Source organism: Streptomyces sp. NPDC060028, assembly GCF_042736725.1.
Taxonomy (GTDB): domain Bacteria; phylum Actinomycetota; class Actinomycetes; order Streptomycetales; family Streptomycetaceae; genus Streptomyces.
In genome coordinates, this window is sequence record NZ_JBHWVJ010000075.1 from 17,593 (window position 1) to 37,389 (window position 19,797).

Annotated in this window: 18 protein-coding genes, 1 tRNA gene and 1 pseudogene; 8 read left to right on the top strand and 12 right to left on the bottom strand. The window is 70.4% G+C overall.

All coding sequences use genetic code 11. The features are described 5' to 3' along the window. Positions 1-73: 73 nt before the first annotated feature. From ACFWBF_RS28930 to ACFWBF_RS28945, 4 genes are all read right to left on the bottom strand, one after another. Positions 74-1,585 carry a DUF2252 domain-containing protein gene (locus ACFWBF_RS28930; protein ID WP_385607062.1) on the bottom strand — a complete coding sequence of 504 codons (1,512 nt, stop codon included), beginning with the start codon at positions 1,583-1,585 and terminating at the stop codon, positions 74-76. 50 nt (positions 1,586-1,635) lie between these two features. After that, entirely contained in the window at positions 1,636-2,283 is a 648-nt protein-coding gene (locus ACFWBF_RS28935) for a response regulator (protein WP_385227853.1), read from the bottom strand. Between the two features lie 39 nt (positions 2,284-2,322). After that, on the bottom strand, positions 2,323-4,029 hold the full coding sequence (locus tag ACFWBF_RS28940; RefSeq protein WP_385607064.1) for a sensor histidine kinase: 1,707 nt from the start codon (positions 4,027-4,029) through the stop codon (positions 2,323-2,325). A 171-nt stretch (positions 4,030-4,200) separates the two neighbouring features. Continuing rightward, positions 4,201-4,283: transfer RNA gene (locus ACFWBF_RS28945), tRNA-Leu, on the bottom strand. Positions 4,284-4,577: 294 nt separating this feature from the next. On the opposite strand from ACFWBF_RS28945, the gene ACFWBF_RS28950 reads away from it, so the two are divergent. The 6 genes from ACFWBF_RS28950 (at position 4,578) to pknB (ending at position 12,695) form a co-directional block, all read left to right on the top strand. Next, positions 4,578-5,429 (top strand): FhaA domain-containing protein, encoded by an 852-nt coding sequence (locus tag ACFWBF_RS28950; protein WP_385607066.1) that lies wholly within the window; start codon positions 4,578-4,580, stop codon positions 5,427-5,429. A gap of 10 nt (positions 5,430-5,439) precedes the next feature. Further along, on the top strand, positions 5,440-5,943 hold the full coding sequence (locus ACFWBF_RS28955; RefSeq protein ID WP_385227824.1) for an FHA domain-containing protein: 504 nt from the start codon (positions 5,440-5,442) through the stop codon (positions 5,941-5,943). Positions 5,944-6,087: 144 nt separating this feature from the next. After that, entirely contained in the window at positions 6,088-7,554 is a 1,467-nt protein-coding gene (locus ACFWBF_RS28960) for a PP2C family protein-serine/threonine phosphatase (protein WP_385607068.1), read from the top strand. 31 nt (positions 7,555-7,585) lie between these two features. Next, positions 7,586-9,010: an FtsW/RodA/SpoVE family cell cycle protein gene (locus tag ACFWBF_RS28965; protein ID WP_385607070.1), complete on the top strand. Its 1,425-nt coding sequence runs from the start codon at positions 7,586-7,588 to the stop codon at positions 9,008-9,010. After that, positions 9,007-10,473: a peptidoglycan D,D-transpeptidase FtsI family protein gene (locus tag ACFWBF_RS28970; protein ID WP_385607072.1), complete on the top strand. Its 1,467-nt coding sequence runs from the start codon at positions 9,007-9,009 to the stop codon at positions 10,471-10,473. The genes ACFWBF_RS28965 and ACFWBF_RS28970 overlap by 4 nt, the downstream gene beginning before the upstream one ends. Before the next feature lie 188 nt (positions 10,474-10,661). Next, entirely contained in the window at positions 10,662-12,695 is a 2,034-nt protein-coding gene (gene pknB, locus ACFWBF_RS28975; RefSeq protein ID WP_385607074.1) for a Stk1 family PASTA domain-containing Ser/Thr kinase, read from the top strand. Positions 12,696-12,857: 162 nt separating this feature from the next. Here the strand turns inward: pknB and ACFWBF_RS28980 are convergent, their stop codons facing one another. The 6 genes and pseudogenes from ACFWBF_RS28980 to ACFWBF_RS29005 all read right to left on the bottom strand — a co-directional run bounded on the left by ACFWBF_RS28980 (position 12,858) and on the right by ACFWBF_RS29005 (position 16,872). Beyond that, on the bottom strand, positions 12,858-13,592 hold the full coding sequence (locus ACFWBF_RS28980; RefSeq protein ID WP_385607076.1) for a class E sortase: 735 nt from the start codon (positions 13,590-13,592) through the stop codon (positions 12,858-12,860). A gap of 50 nt (positions 13,593-13,642) precedes the next feature. Continuing rightward, positions 13,643-14,473: pseudogene (locus tag ACFWBF_RS28985) on the bottom strand (class E sortase); the annotation flags it as partial. Continuing rightward, positions 14,455-15,093: an aminodeoxychorismate/anthranilate synthase component II gene (locus ACFWBF_RS28990; protein WP_385232034.1), complete on the bottom strand. Its 639-nt coding sequence runs from the start codon at positions 15,091-15,093 to the stop codon at positions 14,455-14,457. The pseudogene ACFWBF_RS28985 and the gene ACFWBF_RS28990, both read right to left, overlap by 19 nt. Further along, positions 15,090-15,266 carry a hypothetical protein gene (locus tag ACFWBF_RS28995; protein ID WP_385607077.1) on the bottom strand — a complete coding sequence of 59 codons (177 nt, stop codon included), beginning with the start codon at positions 15,264-15,266 and terminating at the stop codon, positions 15,090-15,092. The genes ACFWBF_RS28990 and ACFWBF_RS28995 overlap by 4 nt, the downstream gene beginning before the upstream one ends. A gap of 78 nt (positions 15,267-15,344) precedes the next feature. After that, positions 15,345-16,079: a class E sortase gene (locus ACFWBF_RS29000; protein WP_385607079.1), complete on the bottom strand. Its 735-nt coding sequence runs from the start codon at positions 16,077-16,079 to the stop codon at positions 15,345-15,347. 4 nt (positions 16,080-16,083) lie between these two features. Beyond that, positions 16,084-16,872: a DUF881 domain-containing protein gene (locus ACFWBF_RS29005; RefSeq protein ID WP_385607081.1), complete on the bottom strand. Its 789-nt coding sequence runs from the start codon at positions 16,870-16,872 to the stop codon at positions 16,084-16,086. Between the two features lie 91 nt (positions 16,873-16,963). Here ACFWBF_RS29005 and crgA point away from each other — a divergent pair, with 91 nt between their 5' ends. Beyond that, complete coding sequence (crgA, locus tag ACFWBF_RS29010; protein ID WP_385232051.1) at positions 16,964-17,221, top strand: cell division protein CrgA; 258 nt, start codon at positions 16,964-16,966, stop codon at positions 17,219-17,221. Between the two features lie 118 nt (positions 17,222-17,339). On the opposite strand, the gene ACFWBF_RS29015 is transcribed toward crgA, so the two are convergent. After that, entirely contained in the window at positions 17,340-18,215 is an 876-nt protein-coding gene (locus ACFWBF_RS29015; protein WP_385607082.1) for a rhomboid family intramembrane serine protease, read from the bottom strand. A 133-nt stretch (positions 18,216-18,348) separates the two neighbouring features. Continuing rightward, complete coding sequence (locus ACFWBF_RS29020) at positions 18,349-18,876, bottom strand: peptidylprolyl isomerase (RefSeq protein WP_385607091.1); 528 nt, start codon at positions 18,874-18,876, stop codon at positions 18,349-18,351. 175 nt (positions 18,877-19,051) lie between these two features. On the opposite strand from ACFWBF_RS29020, the gene ACFWBF_RS29025 reads away from it, so the two are divergent. Then, positions 19,052-19,747 carry a DUF5324 family protein gene (locus tag ACFWBF_RS29025; RefSeq protein WP_385607084.1) on the top strand — a complete coding sequence of 232 codons (696 nt, stop codon included), beginning with the start codon at positions 19,052-19,054 and terminating at the stop codon, positions 19,745-19,747. Positions 19,748-19,797: the final 50 nt, after the last annotated feature.

Below are 19,797 nucleotides of genomic sequence, written 5' to 3' on the forward strand. Positions count from 1 at the left end.
CCTAAGGCCGGATCGCGCGGGTGTTTCACGTGAAACATCGGCCGGTTTCACGTAGACCCCGACCCCGCGGCCGTCAGACCCCGGCCTCCGCCGCGATCCGCCCGGACCGCACCGCGGCCACCAGATCCGCGTGATCGGCCTCGCTCCGGTCGGCGTAGGCCACGGCGAAGGCGGCCATCGCCTCGTCGAGCTCGTCGCTCTTCCCGCAGTACCCGGCCAGCACCCGCGGATCGGCGCTGTGGGCGTGCGCCCTGGCCAGCAGGGCGCCGGTCATCCGGCCGTAGTCGTCGATCTGGTCGACGGCCAGCGCCGCCGGGTCCACGCTGCCCTTGCGGTTGCGGAACTGCCGCACCTGGAACGGCCGCCCCTCCACGGTGGTCCAGCCCAGCAGGATGTCGGACACCACCTGCATCCGCTTCTGCCCGGCCACGACCCGGCGGCCCTCGTGCTCCTCCGGCGCGGAATCGAAGCCCAGCGCGGGCAGGTACGGCAGCAGGACCGATGGCCGGGCCTCCTTCACCTGGAGCACCAGTGCCTCTCCCCGGTGGTCGAGCAGCAGCACCACATAGGAGCGGGTCCCGACGCTGCCGGTCCCCACCACCCGGAAGGCCACGTCGTGTATCGCGTACCGGGCCAGCAGCGGCAGCCGGTCCTCCTGGAGGGTCCGCAGGTACGGGCCCAGCGAGGCGGCCACGGCGGCCGCCTCCGAGTCCCCGACCCGGCGCAGCACCGGCAGCGCATCGACGAAACGTCGTTGCGCGGCTCCGCCGCGGGGACGGCTCCCGTCGGGCACGGCCTCGGTGGACTTGGCGGCGAACCGGGCGGAGGTGTTGTTGCGGGCCTTCTCCGAGACCCGCTCCAGCGTGCCCAGCAGATCCCGGGCATCGGTGTGCGAGACGAGTTCCTCGTCGGCGATGGCGTTCCAGGCGTCCAGCGCCGGCAGCTTGGCCAGCAGCCGCATGGTCCGGCGGTAGGCGCCCACGGAGTCCAGGGCGGCGGCCCGGCAGGTGTCCTCGTCCGCGCCCGCCACCCGCCCGGCCAGCACCAGCGAGGTCGCCAGGCGCTTGAGGTCCCACTCCCAGGGGCCGAACACGGTCTCGTCGAAGTCGTTGAGGTCGATGACCAGCCGGCCGCGCGCGTCCCCGTACAGACCGAAGTTGGCCGCGTGCGCGTCACCGCAGATCTGCGCCCCGACCCCGGTCACCGGTCCGCCGGACAGGTCGTGCGCCATCAGCCCGGCCGAGCCGCGCAGGAAGGCGAAGGGGTTGGCGGCCATCCGCCCCACCCGTATCGGCGCGAGCTCGGCGACCCGCCCCACGTTGGACTCCTCCACCGCCCGCACCGCGTCCGGACGTCCGGCAGGAGCCTCGAAGCGGGCGTGCGCCGCCCTCGGCACGCGCGCACGCAGTGCCTTGCCGATCTCCTTGGGCGAAACGGAGCCGCCCCCGGCGCCGGACCCGATACCGACCCCGATGCCGGCCCCGCCCCCGGCCTCCGGCGCGACCCGCGGGGCGAATCCCTCGACCACCGGGATCCGCTCCGTCACATCCGGTGCCACCACGCGCTGTTCCGATATCGCCGTCATCCGTGCCGCCCCCACCCGTACCAACCGACATCACGTCGGCCCGACCGTATCTACAGCCCGGCGTCTCTGGCCAGCAGGGCCGCCTGCACGCGGTTCTCGCACTCCAGCTTCGCCAGGATCCGGCTCACGTACGTCTTCACCGTCGCCTCGCTCATGTGCAGCCGCCGGCCCGCGTCCGCGTTGGACAGGCCCTCCCCCAGCAGCGCCAGCACCCCCCGCTCCCGCTCGCTGAGCGCCGCCACCCGCCGCCGGGCCTCCTCACCGCGCCCCGCGGCCTGCCCGGAAGCCAGCTGGTCCACCACGTGCCGGGTCGCGGCCGGCGAGAGGTACGCGTCCCCGGCCGCGGCGGCCCGTACCGCGCCGATCAGTTCACCCGGCGCCGAGTCCTTCAGCAGGAACCCCGCACTGCCCTGGCCCAGGGCCCGCAGCACGTTCTCCTTCTCCCCGAAGGTGGTCAGGACCAGCGCCCGCACACCGGGCAGCACCCGCCCCAGCTCGCCGAGCGCCGTCAGCCCGTCCATCACCGGCATCTGGATGTCCAGCAGCACCACGTCCGGCGCGTGCGACCGCGCCAGCTCCACCGCCTCCCGGCCGTTGCCCGCCTCCGCGACGACCTCGATGTCCGCCGCCGAGGTCAGGATCATCCTGATCCCGGCCCGGATCAGCGGCTCGTCGTCGGCGATCACCACTCGGATCACCCTGGCTGTCACCCGCGTCACCCTGGCTGTCACCCGCTCCTACTGCTTGACCTCGTAAGCCTGCTTGTCGACGAGCTTGCCGTCCTTGAAGCAGAACCGGAAAACCTGCTCCGTGGACAGCTCCGTGCTCTCCTTGGACAGGAGCGTCAGACACTTCGACCCTGCCGGCACCGCCGGCCCCTTCCGGTCCAGCCCCTCGGTCAGGATGCCGTCCCTGTCCGGCAGCCGCCCCCGGACCGCCTGCTCCGACTCGCCGATCCGTGCGGCGTCGTAGTCGGCCCGGCTGATCACCTCGTCGTTCATCGTGCCCATCAGGAACGCCACCCCGGCCCCGATCACGATCACCAGCAGCACCACCGCCGCGACGGCGATCCCACACCCCAGCGCGGCCCCGCCGGCCCTGCTCCGGCCCAGCACCAGCTCCCGGTCCACCGCCTCCCAGTCCATCGGCGGGGCGGCCGCCGGGCCCTGCGCAGGCAACCCCTCCTCCACCGGCTCCTGCACCCGCAACCGCTGCCCGAAGTCGTCGGCCACGTTTTCCACCCCGGCCGGCTCCGTCCCGTAGGGCAGCACCCCGGCCACCCGGAACCCGCCGCCCTCGGCCGCGCCCGCGTGCACCATCCCGCCGACCAGCCGCGCCCGCTCGCGCAGCCCCGTCAGCCCCTGGCCGCCCGAGACCACCTCGCCCGCACCCGGCCCGGCCGCGGGCCCGTTGGCGATCTCCACCACCAGCGAGTCGTCCTCGTACCGCAGTTCCACGGTGATCGGCGCCCCCGGAGCGTGCTTGTACGCGTTCGTCAGCGCCTCCTGCACGATCCGGTACGCCGCGTGGTCGCAGGCGGTGACCAGCGACCGCGGCTGCCCCGACCGCGTCAGCCGTACGTCGGTCCCCGCGCGCCGCGCCGCCTCCACGATCCCGGCGATGCCCGCGACCCCCCGGGCGGCGGACTGCGCCTCCTCCACCGACGCCGGCGCCTCCACCCCGTCCTGCAGGATCCCGACGACCTCGCGCAGCTCGTGCATGGCCGCGACCGAAGCCTGACGCAGCACCCCCACCGCCTCGCGCTGGCGGTCCGTCAGCTGCGGATCGACCTCCAGGGCGCCGGTGTGCACCGAGATCAAGGCGAGTTGGTGGCCCAGGCTGTCGTGCATGTCCTGCGCGATCCGCTGCCGCTCGCGCAGCCGGGCCTGCCCGGCGACCATCGCGCGCTCCCGCAGCAACTGCCTGTTGCGCTCCTGGAGCGCCCGCAGCAGGGTCCGGCGCTGCGACCAGTACCGGCTGGCCAGACCCGGCATCACGGTCGTCGCCAGGAACATCAGGGTGCCGAACAGGATCAACAGCACCGGCCGGCCCTGCGACCAGTCCTTGACCAGGCTCAGCCCGACCTCGGCGACGAAAGCCACGGTGAAGGCGCCCAGCGCCCGGCCCAACCCGACGATCCGCCGCCCCGCCGACCAGCCCAGCAGGGCCGTCACGAGGAACGCCCCGGGCAGGAACGCCGCCAGCCCCGAGCCCACCACCAGCGTCGCCACCGGCAGCCGGCGCCGCAGCAGTGTGAGAGCCACCACGGCCACCGCGCCGGCCAGCATCCGCCCACCGGAACCCTTGTCGAGTTCCTCGACGCCCAGCCCGAGCACCGCCAACACGCCCGCCAGCGCCAGATCCCCCGCCAGCATCCGACGCGTCCAGGGCTCGGGCCCCTTCAGCCAGTCCCAGCCCGCACGCACCCTCGACCTCACATCCACCCGGCCGACCCTAAGCACCACCCCGTGCCCCGGTCCGCCCTCTTTCGTCGCGCCCGCCACAACGAAAGTCGTACGGCTCACACCCCGACACCGGGGCACCGGGCCCCGGTTCCGGGCACAACGAAAGAACCCCCGCTCCGGATTTCTCCGGAGCGGGGGTTCTCCCACATGTGGGCGAGGGGGGATTTGAACCCCCACGTCCCGAAGGACACTGGCACCTGAAGCCAGCGCGTCTGCCGTTCCGCCACTCGCCCGAGCAGCTCCCCAGCGGTACTTCCCTTGCGGGCCGTTCCCCTGGCGACGAACGAAAGATTAGCACGTAGGACGGGGTGGATTCACATCCCTTTCCCCCACCCCCACCGCCGCTCGACGACGGCCCCTCCCGCACTCCGCTCCACGTGCGGGACACTGTCCTCAGGGCGCCCCTACGATCCCTTGTGAGGACCAACACTCCTCGGCACGTGAGGGATGGGGAACCACCCGAATCCGCCACGCGTGGATACGATCAGTAAGCAGTACCAGGGCGACAACGACGGAGGAGGTGCCACATGGGAGTCCTGAAGCGGTTCGAGCAGCGACTCGAAGGTCTGGTGAACGGCACCTTCGCCAAGGTCTTCAAGTCCGAGGTCCAGCCGGTGGAGATCGCCGGCGCCCTCCAGCGGGAGTGCGACAACAACGCCACCATCTGGAACCGCGAGCGGACCGTCGTGCCCAACGACTTCATCGTGGAGCTCAGCACCGGCGACTACGACCGCCTGAGCCCCTACTCCGGGCAGCTCGGCGACGAGCTCGCGGGCCTCGTCCGCGACTACGCCAAGCAGCAGCGCTACAGCTTCATGGGCACCATCAAGGTCCACCTGGAGAAGGCCGACGACCTCGACACCGGGCTCTACCGCGTCCGCAGTCGCACGCTCGCCTCCAGCACCTCCCAGGCACAGCCGCAGCAGCCGCAGGCTCCCGCGCCCGCCCCCCCGAGTCCGCAAGGCCGGCAGCAGGGCGGCTACGGCTACCCCCCGGTCGCCGCACCGCCCATGCCCGCCGGGCCGCCTCCCGGCGGCCCCGCCGCGCGCAGGCCGGGCCCCGGCGGACCGGCCCCCGTAACTTCCGGCGGCGCCGGCACCATGCGCCGCTGGATCGAGATCAACGGCACCCGCCACCAGATCTCGCGCCCCACGCTCGTACTCGGTCGAAGCACCGAAGCGGACGTGCGGATCGACGACCCCGGCGTATCGCGCCGGCACTGTGAGATCCGGACCGGAACACCCCCGACGATCCAGGATCTCGGGTCCACCAACGGCATCGTGGTGGACGGGACGCACACCACCCGCGCTACGCTCCGCGACGGCTCGCGGATCGTCGTGGGCAGCACCACCATCATTTACCGGCAAGCCGAAGGGTGAAGCGGGGGCAATGTCAGAGCTGACCCTGACGGTCATGCGGTTGGGTTTCCTGGCCGTTCTGTGGCTGTTCGTCATCGTGGCCGTACAGGTCATCCGCAGCGACCTCTTCGGTACGAGAGTCACGCAGCGCGGCTCCCGCCGCGGTGGGAGCGCCACGAGCGCCCCGCAGCAGGCGGGCGGCCGGCAGAGCGCGCCACCGCAGCAGCGTCAGCGCCGCGGTGCGCCGACCAAGCTCGTCGTCTCCGAAGGCACCCTCACGGGTACGACGGTGGCCCTCGCCGGCCAGACGATCACGCTGGGCCGCGCCCACGACTCCACGATCGTGCTGGACGACGACTACGCCTCCAGCCGCCATGCCAGGATCTATCCCGACCGTGACGGCCAGTGGATCGTCGAGGATCTCGGGTCCACCAACGGCACGTATCTCGACCGGACCCGGCTGACCACACCGACGCCCATTCCGCCGGGCGCCCCGATCCGCATCGGCAAGACCGTCATCGAGCTGCGGAAGTAGTACGAGAATGATCGAGCGGAGCGAGCGAGCCGCGACGGTCCGTCCCACCGGGGACACGGACCTGAGCGCGCTCCCGACCGGAGGGTGGGCAGTGTGGCTCGAGACCGGTTGCACCCGGAGGCATCGTCGACAGGGCAGGTGCGCATGAGTCTGTCCCTGCGGTTCGCCGCCGGATCGCACAAGGGCATGATCCGCGAGGGCAACGAGGACTCCGGCTACGCCGGTCCGCGCCTCCTCGCGATCGCCGACGGCATGGGCGGCCAGGCCGCCGGCGAAGTCGCCAGCTCCGAGGTGATCTCCACCCTCGTGCAGCTCGACGACGACGTCCCGGGATCCGACATCCTCACCTCGCTCGCGACGGCCGTGCAGCGCGCCAATGACCAGCTGCGCGTCATGGTCGAGGAGGACCCCCAGCTCGAGGGCATGGGCACCACGCTGACCGCCCTCCTGTGGACCGGCCAGCGTCTCGGCCTGGTCCACGTGGGCGACTCGCGGGCCTACCTGCTCCGCGACGGCCTCCTCACGCAGATCACCCAGGACCACACCTGGGTGCAGCGCCTCGTCGACGAGGGCCGCATCACCGAAGAGGAAGCCACCACCCACCCGCAGCGCTCCCTGCTGATGAGGGCGCTGGGCAGCGGCGACATCGTCGAACCCGACCTCTCCATCCGCGAGGTCCGCGCCGGCGACCGCTACCTCATCTGCTCCGACGGGCTCTCCGGCGTCGTCTCCCACCAGACCCTGGAGGAGACGCTCGCCGACTACCACGGTCCCCACGAGACCGTGCAGGCCCTGATCCAGCTCGCGCTGCGCGGCGGCGGCCCGGACAACATCACCTGCATCGTCGCCGACGTCCTCGACACGGACAGCGGGGACACCCTCGCCGCCCAGCTGAACGACACCCCGGTCGTCGTCGGCGCCGTCGCCGAGAACCAGCAGCACCAGCTCTTCGACGGCGGCAACGCCATGCAGACCCCTGCCGGCCGCGCCTCCGGGCTCGGCCGCCAGGTCCCCCCGCCCGCCGGCGCCTTCGGCCCCCCCGGCAGCGGCGAGGCCCCCGGCTACGGGTACGGCGACCAGCGCGGTCAGGGCGGCGCGTACGGGAGCTTCGGCGAAGCCGAGCCGTACGACGACGACTCGCGCTACGACGACACGTACGACCACCCGCGCAGGCGCCGCTCCAAAGGGCGCAAGTGGACCATGCGCACGCTGACCCTGCTGATCCTGGCCGGCGTCGTCGGCGGCGGCCTCTATGCGGGCTGGCGCTGGACACAGGCGCAGTACTACGTCGGCGTCAAGGGCGAGCACGTGGCGCTCTTCCGCGGGATCAGCCAGAAGCTCGGCCCGGTGGAGCTCTCCAAGGTGGAGACCGACCGACCCGACATCGAACTGAAGTACCTGCCGCCCTTCAAGCGCAAGCAGGTCGAGGCCACCATCAGCGAAAGCAACCTCGACGGCGCCCGCAAGAAGATCGACGAGCTGGCCAACCAGGCCTCGGCGTGCAAGAAGGACGAAGTCAAGCGCGCCGCCGAAGCGCAGAACAACCAAACACCCGGCCCCACCCTGACTCCCGCAGAGCAGGATCTGGTCGGTTTTTGCGAAAAGCAGTAGACATACGCGGGCACAGGGGGCCTGCCACACCATGAGCGTTGTCACCAACACGACCACCATCGGCGCCATCGAGCTGCCGAGCCGGCGGAACACCGAGCTCCTGCTGCTCGGCTTCGCCGTGGTCATCCCGATCTTCGCCTACGCCAACGTGGGCTTGTCGATCCACGACAAGCTGCCCCCGGGCATGTTCACGTACGGGCTCGGCTTCGCCGTCCTCGCCGGCATCGCCCACCTCGTCGTACGCCGCTACGCCAAGTACGCCGACCCGCTGCTGCTGCCGCTCGCCACCCTGCTCAACGGCCTCGGCGTCGTCCTGATCTGGCGGCTCGACCAGTCCGTGCGCCTGCAGAACCTCGCCAAGCGCAGCTTCGGCGGCTTCACCGAGTCCGCCCCGCGCCAGATGATGTACACGGCGCTCGCGATCGCCCTGTTCGCCGCCGTGCTGCTGGTCCTCAAGGACCACCGCACGCTGCAGCGGTTCACGTACATCTCGATGGCCGCCTCGCTGGTGCTGCTGATCCTGCCGGTGATCCCGGGCCTGGGCGCCGACGTCTTCGGTGCCAAGATCTGGATCAGCGTCGGCGGTTTCTCCATCCAGCCCGGCGAGTTCGCGAAGATCGTCATCGCCATCTTCTTCGCCGGCTACCTCATGGTGAAGCGCGACGCCCTGGCCCTGGCCAGCCGCCGGTTCATGGGCCTCTACCTGCCGCGCGGCCGCGACCTCGGCCCGATCCTGATGATCTGGGCGGTGAGCCTGCTCGTCCTCGTCTTCGAGAACGACCTCGGCACCTCGCTGCTCTTCTTCGGCATGTTCGTGATCATGCTGTACGTGGCCACCGAGCGCACCAGCTGGATCGTCATCGGCCTGCTCATGAGCGTGGGCGGCGCGGCCGTCGTCGGCGCCACGGCCAGCCACGTCAAGGTCCGTGTGACCGCCTGGCTCGACCCCTTCGCCTGCTACAGCAAGTCCGGCGCCTGCGAGCAGGTCGGTCAGTCGATCATGAGCTTCGGCTCCGGCGGGGTCCTCGGCACCGGCTGGGGGCAGGGCAACTCCGACCTCATCGGCTTCGCCGCCAACTCCGACTTCATCTTCTCCACCGTCGGCGAAGAGCTCGGCCTCGCCGGCGTCATGGCCTTCCTCCTGCTCTACGGCCTGATCATCGAGCGCGGTGTGCGCACCGCCCTCGCCGCCCGCGACCCCTTCGGCAAGCTGTTCGCCATCGGGCTCTCCGGCGCCTTCGCCCTCCAGATCTTCGTCGTCGCCGGCGGAGTCATGGGCCTCATCCCCCTCACCGGCATGACCATGCCCTTCCTCGCCTCGGGCGGTTCCTCCGTCCTCGCGAACTGGGCTCTCATCGGGATCCTCATCCGGATCAGCGACACCGCACGCCGCCCTGCCCCGGCCCCCGCCCCGTCCCCCGACTCCGAGATGACCCAGGTGGTCCGCCCGTCATGAACAAGCCCCTGCGCCGCATCTCGCTGTTCTGCGGGCTGCTCGTCCTCGCGCTGCTCGTCCGGACCAACTGGCTCCAGTACGTCAAGGCCGAGGAACTGAGCACGCGCAAGGAGAACCGCCGGGTCCAGATCGCCCAGTACGCCACCGAGCGCGGCAACATCATCGTCAAGGGCAACCCGATCACGGGCTCGGCCACCACCGACGGCAGCGACTACAAGTACAAGCGGACCTACCTCGACGGCCCCCTCTGGGCGCCCGTCACCGGGTACGCCTCGCAGGCCTTCGGCTCCACCCAGCTGGAATCCCTCGAGGACGGCATCCTCACCGGCAACGACGACCGGCTGTTCTTCGACCGCACCATCGGCATGTTCACCGGCGAGAAGAAGCAGGGCGGCAACGTCGTCACCACCCTGAACCCCGACGCCCAGAAGGCCGCCTTCGACAAGCTCGGGGACAAGAAGGGCGCCGTCGCCGCCATCGACCCGCAGACCGGCGCCATCCTGGCCCTGGTCAGCACCCCCTCGTACGACCCGTCGAGCTTCGCCGGCAACTCCAAGAACGACGAGAAGGCCTGGGTCACCCTGAAGGACAGCGAGGACAAGAACCTCGTCAACCGGGCCCTGCGCGAGACCTATCCGCCGGGTTCCACCTTCAAGGTCGTCACCGCCGCCGCCGCCCTGGAGAACAATGTCGTCAGCGACATCGACGCGCCGACCGACACCCCCGAGCCGTACATCCTGCCCGGCACCAAGACCCCGATGGTCAACCACGCCAGCGGCTGCGAGAAGTCCAGCCTGAACAACGCGCTGCGGGTCTCGTGCAACTCCGTCTTCGCCAACATGGGCGACAAGGTGGGGCGGGACAACATGGTGAAGACCGCCGAGAAGTTCGGCTTCAACAACGACAAGATCGACACCCCCGTCCGCGCCTTCGCCAGCATCTACGACAAGACGATGAGCAAGGACGGCAACGCCCAGAGCGCCATCGGTCAGTTCAACACCGCCGCCACGCCGCTCCAGATGGCCATGGTCACCGCCGCCATCGCCAACGACGGCAAGCTGATGAAGCCGTACATGGTCACCCAGCTCACCGCGCCCAACCTCGACGTCATCGAGAAGCACGAGCCGCAAGAAATGAGCCGGCCCCTCTCCGCCGCCAACGCGCAGAAGGTCCAGCAGATGATGGTCAACGTCGTCGAGAACGGCACCGGCGGCAACGCCAAGATCCGTGACACCGTCGTCGGCGGCAAGACCGGCACCGCCCAGCACGGCGAGGGCAACAAGAAGCGCCCGTACGCCTGGTTCATCTCCTACGCCCAGAACAAGGACGGCACCTCCCCGGTGGCCGTCGCCGTCGTCATCGAGGACAGCGACGCCAGCCGCGAGGACATCTCCGGCGGCGGCCTCGCCGCCCCCGTCGCCAAGGCCGTCATGGAAGCCGTACTGGCCGGCAACAAGGGGTAACCGCACCGGCCGCCGATGTGACCCGGATCACTGGCTCCGGCCCGGATCCGAGCGTACGGTACCGGTCCGGTATCAGCCTGTGGTCACGAACCGATCACCGACGATCGGCCGGTAGCCTTTGCGGCGAACAGCACACCGCCGGACCACACACCGGTGCGGTCGGGACTGACGGAGAGGGCTGCAACGTTATGGAAGAGCCGCGTCGCCTCGGCGGCCGGTACGAGCTGAGCCACGTGCTCGGCCGCGGTGGCATGGCCGAGGTCTACCTCGCCCACGACACCCGGCTCGGCCGTACCGTCGCCGTCAAGACCCTGCGCGCCGACCTCGCCCGCGACCCGTCCTTCCAGGCCCGGTTCCGGCGCGAGGCTCAGTCGGCCGCATCGCTCAACCACCCGGCGATCGTCGCCGTGTACGACACCGGCGAGGACTACGTCGACAACATCTCCATCCCGTACATCGTGATGGAGTACGTCGACGGTTCAACGCTGCGCGAGCTCCTGCACTCCGGCCGCAAGCTGCTGCCCGAGCGCACCCTGGAAATGACCATCGGCATCCTCCAGGCCCTCGAGTACTCGCACCGCGCCGGCATCGTCCACCGTGACATCAAGCCCGCCAACGTCATGCTCACCCGCACCGGCCAGGTCAAGGTCATGGACTTCGGCATCGCCCGCGCCATGGGCGACTCCGGCATGACCATGACGCAGACCGCCGCCGTCATCGGCACCGCCCAGTACCTCTCCCCGGAGCAGGCCAAGGGCGAGCAGGTCGACGCGCGGTCCGACCTCTACTCGGCCGGCTGCCTGCTCTACGAACTCCTCAGCGTCCGCCCGCCGTTCGTCGGCGACTCCCCGGTGGCCGTCGCCTACCAGCACGTACGGGAAGAGCCCCAGCCCCCGTCGAACTTCGACCCCGAGATCACGCCCGAGATGGACGCGATCGTGTTGAAGGCGCTGGTCAAGGACCCCGACTACCGCTACCAGTCCGCCGACGAGATGCGCGCCGACATCGAGGCCTGCCTCGACGGCCAGCCCGTCGCCGCGACCGCCGCCATGGGCGCCGCCGGCTACGGCTACCCCGACCAGGGGCACGGCTACGGACACCAGGGCTACGACCAGCCCACCACCGCCCTGCGCGCCGCAGACGCCGGCCAGACCTCCATGCTCCCGCCGATGCCCCCGGGTGACGGCGGATACGGGTACGGGGACCAGGGCCACGGCGGCTACGACCAGGGCGGCCACGGCCGCCGACAGCAGAAGAAGAGCAAGGCCTCCACGATCCTGCTGGTCGCGGCCGGCATCCTCGTCCTGGTCGGCGCGATCCTCATCGGCCGCTCCCTCTTCAGCGGCGGGGCCGACAACCGGCCCTCGGTGCCCAAGCTCATCGGCCAGACCTTCGAGCTGGCGCAGAAGAGCGGCGACAACGTCGGCCTCACCGTCGAGAAGGACGGCGAGGAGGCCTGCGAGAACCAGGCCAAGGGCAACGTCTGCTCGCAGAACCCGGCGCCCGACGCCAAGGTCGACAAGAAGACCGTCGTCAAGGTGAAGATCTCCACCGGTGCGCCCAAGGTCCCCGTCCTCGACGTGCTGAACATGTCGTACGACAAGGCGGAGCAGGCGCTCAAGGACAAGGGCTTCCAGGTCGAGAAGAAGTCCGAGGAGTCCGAGCGGACCGCCGGCACCGTCCTGAAGCAGGACCCGAAGGGCGGCACCGAGGCCGAGAAGGGTTCGGTCATCACCCTGACCGTCGCCAAGGAGCAGTCCAAGGCGGTCGTCCCGGACCTGACGGGCAAGACGAAGGAACAGGCCGTCAAGGCGCTGACCGACGCCAAGCTCAAGCTGGGCAGCACCACGGAGCAGGAGTCCCCGGGCTCTCCGCCGAAGACGGTCGTCGGGCAGCAGTACGCCCCGGGCGAGCAGATCAACGTGGGCGACACCGTCAACGTGACCATCTCCAAGGCCTCGCAGCAGGTCCAGGTCCCGAACCTGGCCGGCAAGACCGTCGCCCAGGCCAAGGCGGAGCTCGCCTCCAAGAGCCTGTCCTTCGGCTCGGTCCTGGCGGGGCCGTCGGACGACGCCGCGATCATCCTGCGGTCCGACCCGCCGGTGGGCACCCAGGTCGCGACGGGCCAGGTGGTCAACGTCCAGACCATCGCCGGTCAGCAGGACGGCGGCAACAACGGCGGCTTCTTCGGAGGCCTCACCGGCGGCGGCAACCGCCGCTAGCCCGCGACAACTGAAGACGCCCTGAGGCATGAAAAGGCCCGGCCCCTCTCGCAGTGAGAGGGGCCGGGCCTTTTCACGGCCTCGGCAAGGGCCCTGCGCGGCCGCCTGAGGCCTCGCGCGTGCCGCTGTGGCCCCTGGGGCCACCGGGGCTCCCGGGGCGTGTCAGCGGAGCTCCGCCGGCGGGGTCCGCTTGTCGTCGACCTTCTCCGTCCTGACCAGCTCGCCCCACACCACGTACCGGTACTTCGAGGTGTACACCGGCGTGCAGGTGGTCAGCGTGATGTAGCGCCCCGGTGCCGTCTTGCCCGACTCCTTGGGCACCGGGTTGATCACGTCCACGTTGTACTTCGATGTCTGCCGCAGTTCCGCGAAGACCTTGTAGACGTACCAGGTGTCCCGCGTCTCGAAGACGACCGCGTCGCCCGTCTTCACCTTGTCGATGTCGTGGAACTTCGCCCCGTGCCCGTCCCGGTGCGCCGCCAGCGTGAAGTTGCCCGTCGGATCCCACGGCAGCGCCGATTTCACCGGGTCCGTGTAGTAGCCGGCGACCCCGTCGTTGAGGACCTCCGAGTCGGTGCCCCGCTTCACCAGCACCTCGCCGTTCTTCATCGACGGCACGTGCAGGAAGCCGACCCCGCCCTGGGTGTCCAGCGCCCCCGGCCCGGTGGGCGCCGAAGGCGTCGGGGCCGGCGGCTGCTCCCACTGCTGGCGGATCTGGTCGCCCCGCGCGGAGGCCTGGCGGTCCGCCAGTACGTTCGTCCACCACAGCGAGTACACGACGAACAGGCCGAGCACCAGGCCCACCGTGATCAGGAGCTCCCCGAGCAGGCTCAGGAAGCCGGCGAGCACACTGCGGCCGGGGGGCGGCGCCGCGGCGCGGCGGCGGGCACGTGACACTGCTGATTCGTCCTTAGGGCGGCTGCGGGAGGGCTGCTACGGGGTGGCTGCTACGGGGTGGTCAGCGCGGGCGGAGCACCCTGGCCGCGGGGGCGTTCGTCGATCATCCTGCCCCATACGATCATCCGGTAGGTGCTGGTGAATTCCGGGGTGCAGGTCGTCAGCGTGATGTAGCGGCCCGGGCCCGTGAAGCCCGATCCCTCGGGCACCGGCTTCAGCACCGACACGTTGGTCGGCGGCGTCTGCGCCAGCTGCGAGGTCATCTCGTACGTGTAGTACGCGTCCCGCGTCTCGACCACGATCGGGTCCCCCGGCACCAGCCGGTTGATGTAGCGCAGCGGTTCGCCGTGGGTGTTGCGGTGCCCCGCCACCGCGAAGTTCCCCTGCGGGTCGCCCGGCATGGCCGTCTTCAGCGAGCCCTCGCCGTAGTGGCCGACCATCCCCTTGTCGAGCACCTTCGGCTTGCTGGTGCCCTCCGCCACGGGGACCTTCAGGTCGAGCTTCGGGATGTACAGGATGGCGAAGCCCTGGCCCGGTTCGAACGCCGTCACGGGCGGCGCAGCCGGCCCGCCCTGATCGCGCTGCCAGGTCTGGCGCAGGGAGCCTGCGGCTCCGTTCGCGGCCCGTTCGGCCAGCAGGTTCGTGTACCAGAGCTGGTAGGCGACGAACAGCAGCATCACCAGGCCGAGGGTGATGAAGAGCTCCCCGGCCAGCCGGCTGGCGACCACCACCGGGCCGCCCGAGGCGGGGCGCCTTCGCCGGCGCCCGCCCCGCCGCCGCGAGCGCGGACGCCTCGCGGCCTCCTGAGCTGCCCTGCGCCGCGCGGCCCGGCCCTCCGTGGGCGCGGACGGCGCGAGGGCCGTCACGCGACGGCCTTGCCCACCACCGGGGCCAGCCCCACCGAACGCTCCACGGCACCCGCGTCACCGCACCGCACCAGCCAGTTCGCGAGCATCCGGTGCCCCCACTCGGTCAGCACCGACTCGGGGTGGAACTGCACACCCTCGACGTCGTGCTCCCGGTGGCGCAGGCCCATGATGATCCCGTCCTCGGTGCGCGCCGTGACCTCCAGTACGCCGGGCAGCGTCTGCGGCTCGGCCGCGAGCGAGTGGTACCGGGTCGCGGTGAACGGCGAGGGCAGTCCCTCGAACACCCCGAGGCCCTCGTGGACCACCGGCGAGGTCTTGCCGTGCAGCAGCTCGGGCGCCCGGCCCACGACCCCTCCGTACGCGACCGCCATCGACTGCATGCCGAGGCAGACGCCGAAGACCGGAACGCCCGTGTCCGCGCAGTGCCGGACCATGTCGATGCAGACGCCGGCCTCTTCCGGCGTACCCGGCCCCGGCGACAGCAGGACTCCGTCGAAGCCGTCCTGCGCGTGCGCCAGCTCGACCTCGTCGTTGCGCAGCACCTCGCATTCGGCGCCGAGCTGGTACAGGTACTGGACCAGGTTGAAGACAAAGCTGTCGTAGTTGTCGACCACCAGAATGCGCGCGCTCACGGAGTGGCTCCCGATCCTTCGTCCACCGTCACATCGTTGAACGGGAGCAGCGGCTCGGCCCACGGGAACACGTACTGGAACAGCACGAACACCACCGCGAGGACCAGCACGAGGGAGATCACCACGCGTACCCACGCGTTGCCCGGCAGGTGCCGCCAGATCCAGCCGTACATGCCGTCCGCTGCCTTTCGCTCAACGCACCGCAGGGGCGGTACGTCCACAGCCTAAAGGGCACGCCCGGCGCGGTGGGGTCACCTTGGCAATCCCTCCGGTCCACCCTGTGAGACGGCCCGGGTACCGGTCAGTTCGGCCCACACGACGAGGCGGTGGCTGTGGCCCCACTCCGGGTCGCAGGTGGTCAGCGTCAGGTACCGGCCGGGGGCCGTGAAGGGCGACCGCGGGGGCACCGGATCGACCACGGCGACCTCGTCCGGCTGGATGCGCAGGGGTTCGGCGCGGACCGTGTACGTGTACCAGTTCGCGTCGTCCTTGAGGATCACGGCGTCGCCCGGGCGCAGCTCCGGCATGTCCTTGAAGGGGTCGCCGTACGTGCGCCGGTGGCCGGCCACCGCGAAGTTCCCCGTGGCGCCGAGCCGGGCCGTGCCGGCGTAGTGGCCGAGGCCCTTCTTGAGCAGCTCGGTGCCCGTGCCCTCCAGGACCGGCTTGTTCCAGTCCGCTCCGAAGCGGGGTATGTACATCTCGGCGAAGGCCCGGCCCTCGGGGTACGCGGGGGGCGTCGAGGGCTGCGGTGACGGGACCGGCGCCGCTGTCGGTGAGGGCTGCGGGGTGGCCGCGGGCGCCGCAGCGGGCGCCGCCGCGGCCCAGCGGTCCCGCATCCGCGTCATCTCCCCGTCCATGGCCTGGTCGGCCTTGACGCCGGTCCACAGCAGGACGTAGGCGACGAAGAGCACGATCAGCGTGCCCGCCGTCAGGCACACCTCGCTGAACGTCCGCACCACCAGGCGCAGGACGGCCTGGGCGCGCACTTCCTCAGGGCGCGCCCGTCTCGGAGGAGGGGGCCACGGGCTTCGCATAGTGGAGGTCCACTGTGCCGGAGTAGCCGGGCAGTGTCAGCGCCTTGTGCTCGTCCACTTTCCAGCCGAGCCCGTACGCGTTGACGTACAGCTGGTAGTTCTGCAGCGCCGGGGAGGCGGCGAGGGCCTTGCGCAGCGCGCCCGGGTCGCCGACCGCCGTGACCTTGTACGGGGGCGAGTACACCCGGCCCTGGAGGATCAGGGTGTTGCCGACGCAGCGCACGGCGCTGGTGGAGATCAGCCGCTGGTCCATGACCTGGACCCCCTCGGCGCCGCCCTGCCAGAGGGCGTTCACGACGGCCTGGAGGTCCTGCTGGTGGATCACCAGGTCGTTGGGCTGCGGCTCGGGCACGTTGGGGATGCGGGCGGTCGCGTTCGGCGGCGCGTCGTTGAGGGTCACCGTGAGGGCCTTGCCGGACAGCTCCTCGGTACCCGAGGCGGCCCGCAGGGCGGCCAGTTTGGCGTCCTCGGCCTTGGTGCTGCCGTCGTCACGCTCGGCGAGGGCGTCCACCCGGGCGCGCACCGCTCCGGTGCTCTTCTCCAGCTCCGCGTTGTTCTGGCTGCGCTCGTGGATGAGGTCGGAGAGCTTGAGGAGCGAGGCGTCCGTGCGGATGTTCGTACCCTTGGAGGTGTTGAAGCTGGTGACGAAGATCAGGCCGGCCAGGGCGAACACGGCGGCCGTCAGCAGCCGGACCGGTCTGACCCGCCGACGGGGACCCGCGGAGGAGTCGTCGGAATTGCTCAACGTACCCTTCTCCTTCAACGCCACAGGTCCACTACGCTAACGGACGCCCGGGGGAGGCAAGGTCCCCAGCGCATCGACAGGAGAACCCCTCGTGCCGAAGTCACGTATCCGCAAGAAGGACGACTACACCCCGCCGCCGGCGGCGAAGCAGGCACAGACGATCAAGCTGACCAACCGCAGCTGGGTCGCTCCGGTCATGCTGGCGTTCTTTCTGATCGGTCTCGCGTGGATTGTCGTCTTTTACGTGACCGACACCCAGCTGCCCATCGAGGCGCTGGGCAATTGGAACATCGTGGTCGGTTTCGGATTCATCGCCGCGGGATTCGGCGTCTCCACGCAGTGGAAGTAGAAGCACGGTAGTACCGGCTGCGCAAGCTCTCCCCATGAGTTATCCACAGCGTCATCCACACCTGAGGAAAAGACAGAAGATCTGTGGATAACTCTGTGGAGAGTTGACGCCGGTGTGATCAGGTGAGTGCGGCCGTCCGGACCGCGACCACCGCTGCCACCAGCAGGAACACCGCCGCACACGTGCCCCACTGGATGAGCGTGCGATTCCTGCCGGCAGCGGGCCGCAGCAGCCCCAGCGCGAGCAGTGCGCCGGTCACCAGACCGCCGATGTGGGCCTGCCAGGACACATTCAGACTGCCGCCGAACGGTACGAACGTCAGCACCAGCATCAGGACGACCGCCGTGAGCAGCGGCCGCATTTCGTAGCGCAGCCGGCGCGCGAGGACGACGGTGGCGCCGAGCAGGCCGAAGACGGCGCCGGACGCGCCCAGGGTCGGTGTGTTCGGCGGGGTCAGCAGATAGACGAGGGCGCTTCCGCCCAGGCCCGACAGCAGGTAGACCGCGAGATAGCGGGCCCGGCCGAGCGCCGCTTCGAGCGGCCCGCCGATGAACCACAGGCCGAGCATGTTGCCGATGACGTGCCACCACTCGACGTGCAGGAACACCGAGGTCAGCAGCCGGTGGTACTGGCCGGTGGAAACCCCTTCGAGCGGCGCGCCGACGTACTCGACGTAGCGTCCGAGCAGCTCCAGCTGGATCACCAGCGCCGGGAAGACGGCGGCCGCGAGGAACACCGCGACATTGATCCCGATCAGGATCTTGGTGATCAGCTGCGGGTCGGTCGCGACCGCCCCGCCCGCGAGGGTGCGCGGCGCATTGGCCGTGGGGCGGTGGCCCGTCCCGGAGCCCCCGCGTACGCATTCGGGGCACTGGAAGCCGACCGAGGCGCTGATCATGCACTCGGGGCAGATGGGGCGCTCGCAGCGCGTGCAGCGGATGCCCGTGTCGCGGTCCGGGTGGCGGTAGCAGCCCGGCAGGCGGTCGGTGTCCATCGGTCCCCTCGGTCTGCGGCGAGATGGCTGATCCGCCCCGCCGGTCCGGTACACATCGAGTACGGACGGGCCGGGCCCAAAGGTTCCCGGGGGCTGCGGATCGGCTGCGGATCGGCTGCGGGTCAGCTGCGGGTCAGCGCTTCTCGACGACGACGGACTGGATGACCACGTCGTCGAGGGGGCGCTCGGTGCGCGGGTTGGTCGCGCTGGCGGCGATGGCGTTCACGACCTTGCGGCTCTCCCCGTCGGCGACCTCGCCGAAGATGGTGTGCTTGCGCGTCAGCCAGGCGGTGGGGGCGACGGTGATGAAGAACTGGGAGCCGTTGGTGCCCGGGCCGGCATTGGCCATGGCGAGCAGGTAGGGCTTGGTGAAGGCCAGGTCGGGGTGGAACTCGTCGGCGAAGTGGTAGCCGGGGCCGCCCGTGCCGTTGCCGAGCGGGTCACCGCCCTGGATCATGAACCCGCTGATCACGCGGTGGAAGAAAGTGCCGTCGTAGAGCGGGTCCGTCGTCTTCTGGCCATCGGTGGGGCGGATCCACTCGCGCTCACCGGTGGCGAGCTCGACGAAGTTCCGGACCGTCTTCGGAGCGAAGTTCGCCAGCAGCTCGATCTCGATGTCCCCGAGGTTGGTCTTCAGGGTGGCGTAGAGCTTCTCGGCCACGGATCTGCCTTCCATAGTCAGCACTGTCGGTTTCAGATGGTCGCACGGAGCGTCGTGCCGGACAGAAATCGTCCACCCGTATGCCCTGTCGCGCATGCCCGTCGACGGTATGGCAGGCATGATCCGACAAAGGGTGGAAAGGTGAACTGTGTCCGCCACCGAGGAGGAGGATCCCGTGACCCGCAAGGACAGCGTGCGCCTGGCAGCCGAGAGCGCCAGGGAGAGTTTCCTGCACGCGGCGGAAGTGGTGGCACCGTACGCGGAATCCGCCAAGGATGCCGCGGTGCACTACGCCCAAGAAGCCAACGAGCGGCTGGCCCCGAAGGTGTCGTACGCGGCCGATGTGGCCGCCCGACAAGCTCGTACAACGTATGACAGTCATGTGCATCCCCGGTTCAAGGCGGCGCGCACGCACGTGCCGCCGAATGTGGACCGGGCGGCTACCCATGCGGTGAAGCAGTCCCGCCGGGCGGTGCGTCAGGCGGCGGACTACACGCAGCCGCGCTTGGAGAACGCGCTCGCGGCGGCGCAGCCGGTGGCCGAGGAGGTCTCGTCGCGTTCGACTGCCGCCCTGGCGGCGCTGCGCGGCCAGGTGTCGGCGAAGGAGGTGCAGAAGCTTGTACGGCGCCACGAGCGGCGAGCGCGCACGGGCCGGGTGATCAAGTGCGTCGCGCTGGTCGGCCTGCTGGCGGGAGGCGCCTTCGCGGCGTGGAAGTGGTGGGACCAGCAGTCGAACCCCGACTGGCTCGTCGAACCGCCGGCGGCCACCGAGCTGCCGGAGCGGGGCGCGGAGCCGGCGAGCTTCGACGACGAGCTGGCGGCGAAGGAGCGCGCGGCGGACGCCGGGGACCCGGAGGAGGACAAGCGCTGACGCCGCACGAGGTGCATGACGAAGGGGCCCGGATCCATGTGATCCGGGCC

What these genes read in the sequence shown, in the direction of transcription:
- ACFWBF_RS28955 (WP_385227824.1), top strand. Translation starts at nt 5,440, where the DNA reads ATGTCAGAGCTGACCCTGACGGTCATGCGGTTGGGTTTCCTGGCCGTT.
- ACFWBF_RS28960 (WP_385607068.1), top strand. Translation starts at nt 6,088, where the DNA reads ATGAGTCTGTCCCTGCGGTTCGCCGCCGGATCGCACAAGGGCATGATC.
- ACFWBF_RS28995 (WP_385607077.1), bottom strand. Translation starts at nt 15,266, where the DNA reads ATGTACGGCTGGATCTGGCGGCACCTGCCGGGCAACGCGTGGGTACGC.
- ACFWBF_RS28970 (WP_385607072.1), top strand. Translation starts at nt 9,007, where the DNA reads ATGAACAAGCCCCTGCGCCGCATCTCGCTGTTCTGCGGGCTGCTCGTC.
- ACFWBF_RS28965 (WP_385607070.1), top strand. Translation starts at nt 7,586, where the DNA reads ATGAGCGTTGTCACCAACACGACCACCATCGGCGCCATCGAGCTGCCG.
- pknB (WP_385607074.1), top strand. Translation starts at nt 10,662, where the DNA reads ATGGAAGAGCCGCGTCGCCTCGGCGGCCGGTACGAGCTGAGCCACGTG.
- ACFWBF_RS28930 (WP_385607062.1), bottom strand. Translation starts at nt 1,585, where the DNA reads ATGACGGCGATATCGGAACAGCGCGTGGTGGCACCGGATGTGACGGAG.
- ACFWBF_RS28950 (WP_385607066.1), top strand. Translation starts at nt 4,578, where the DNA reads ATGGGAGTCCTGAAGCGGTTCGAGCAGCGACTCGAAGGTCTGGTGAAC.
- ACFWBF_RS29015 (WP_385607082.1), bottom strand. Translation starts at nt 18,215, where the DNA reads ATGGACACCGACCGCCTGCCGGGCTGCTACCGCCACCCGGACCGCGAC.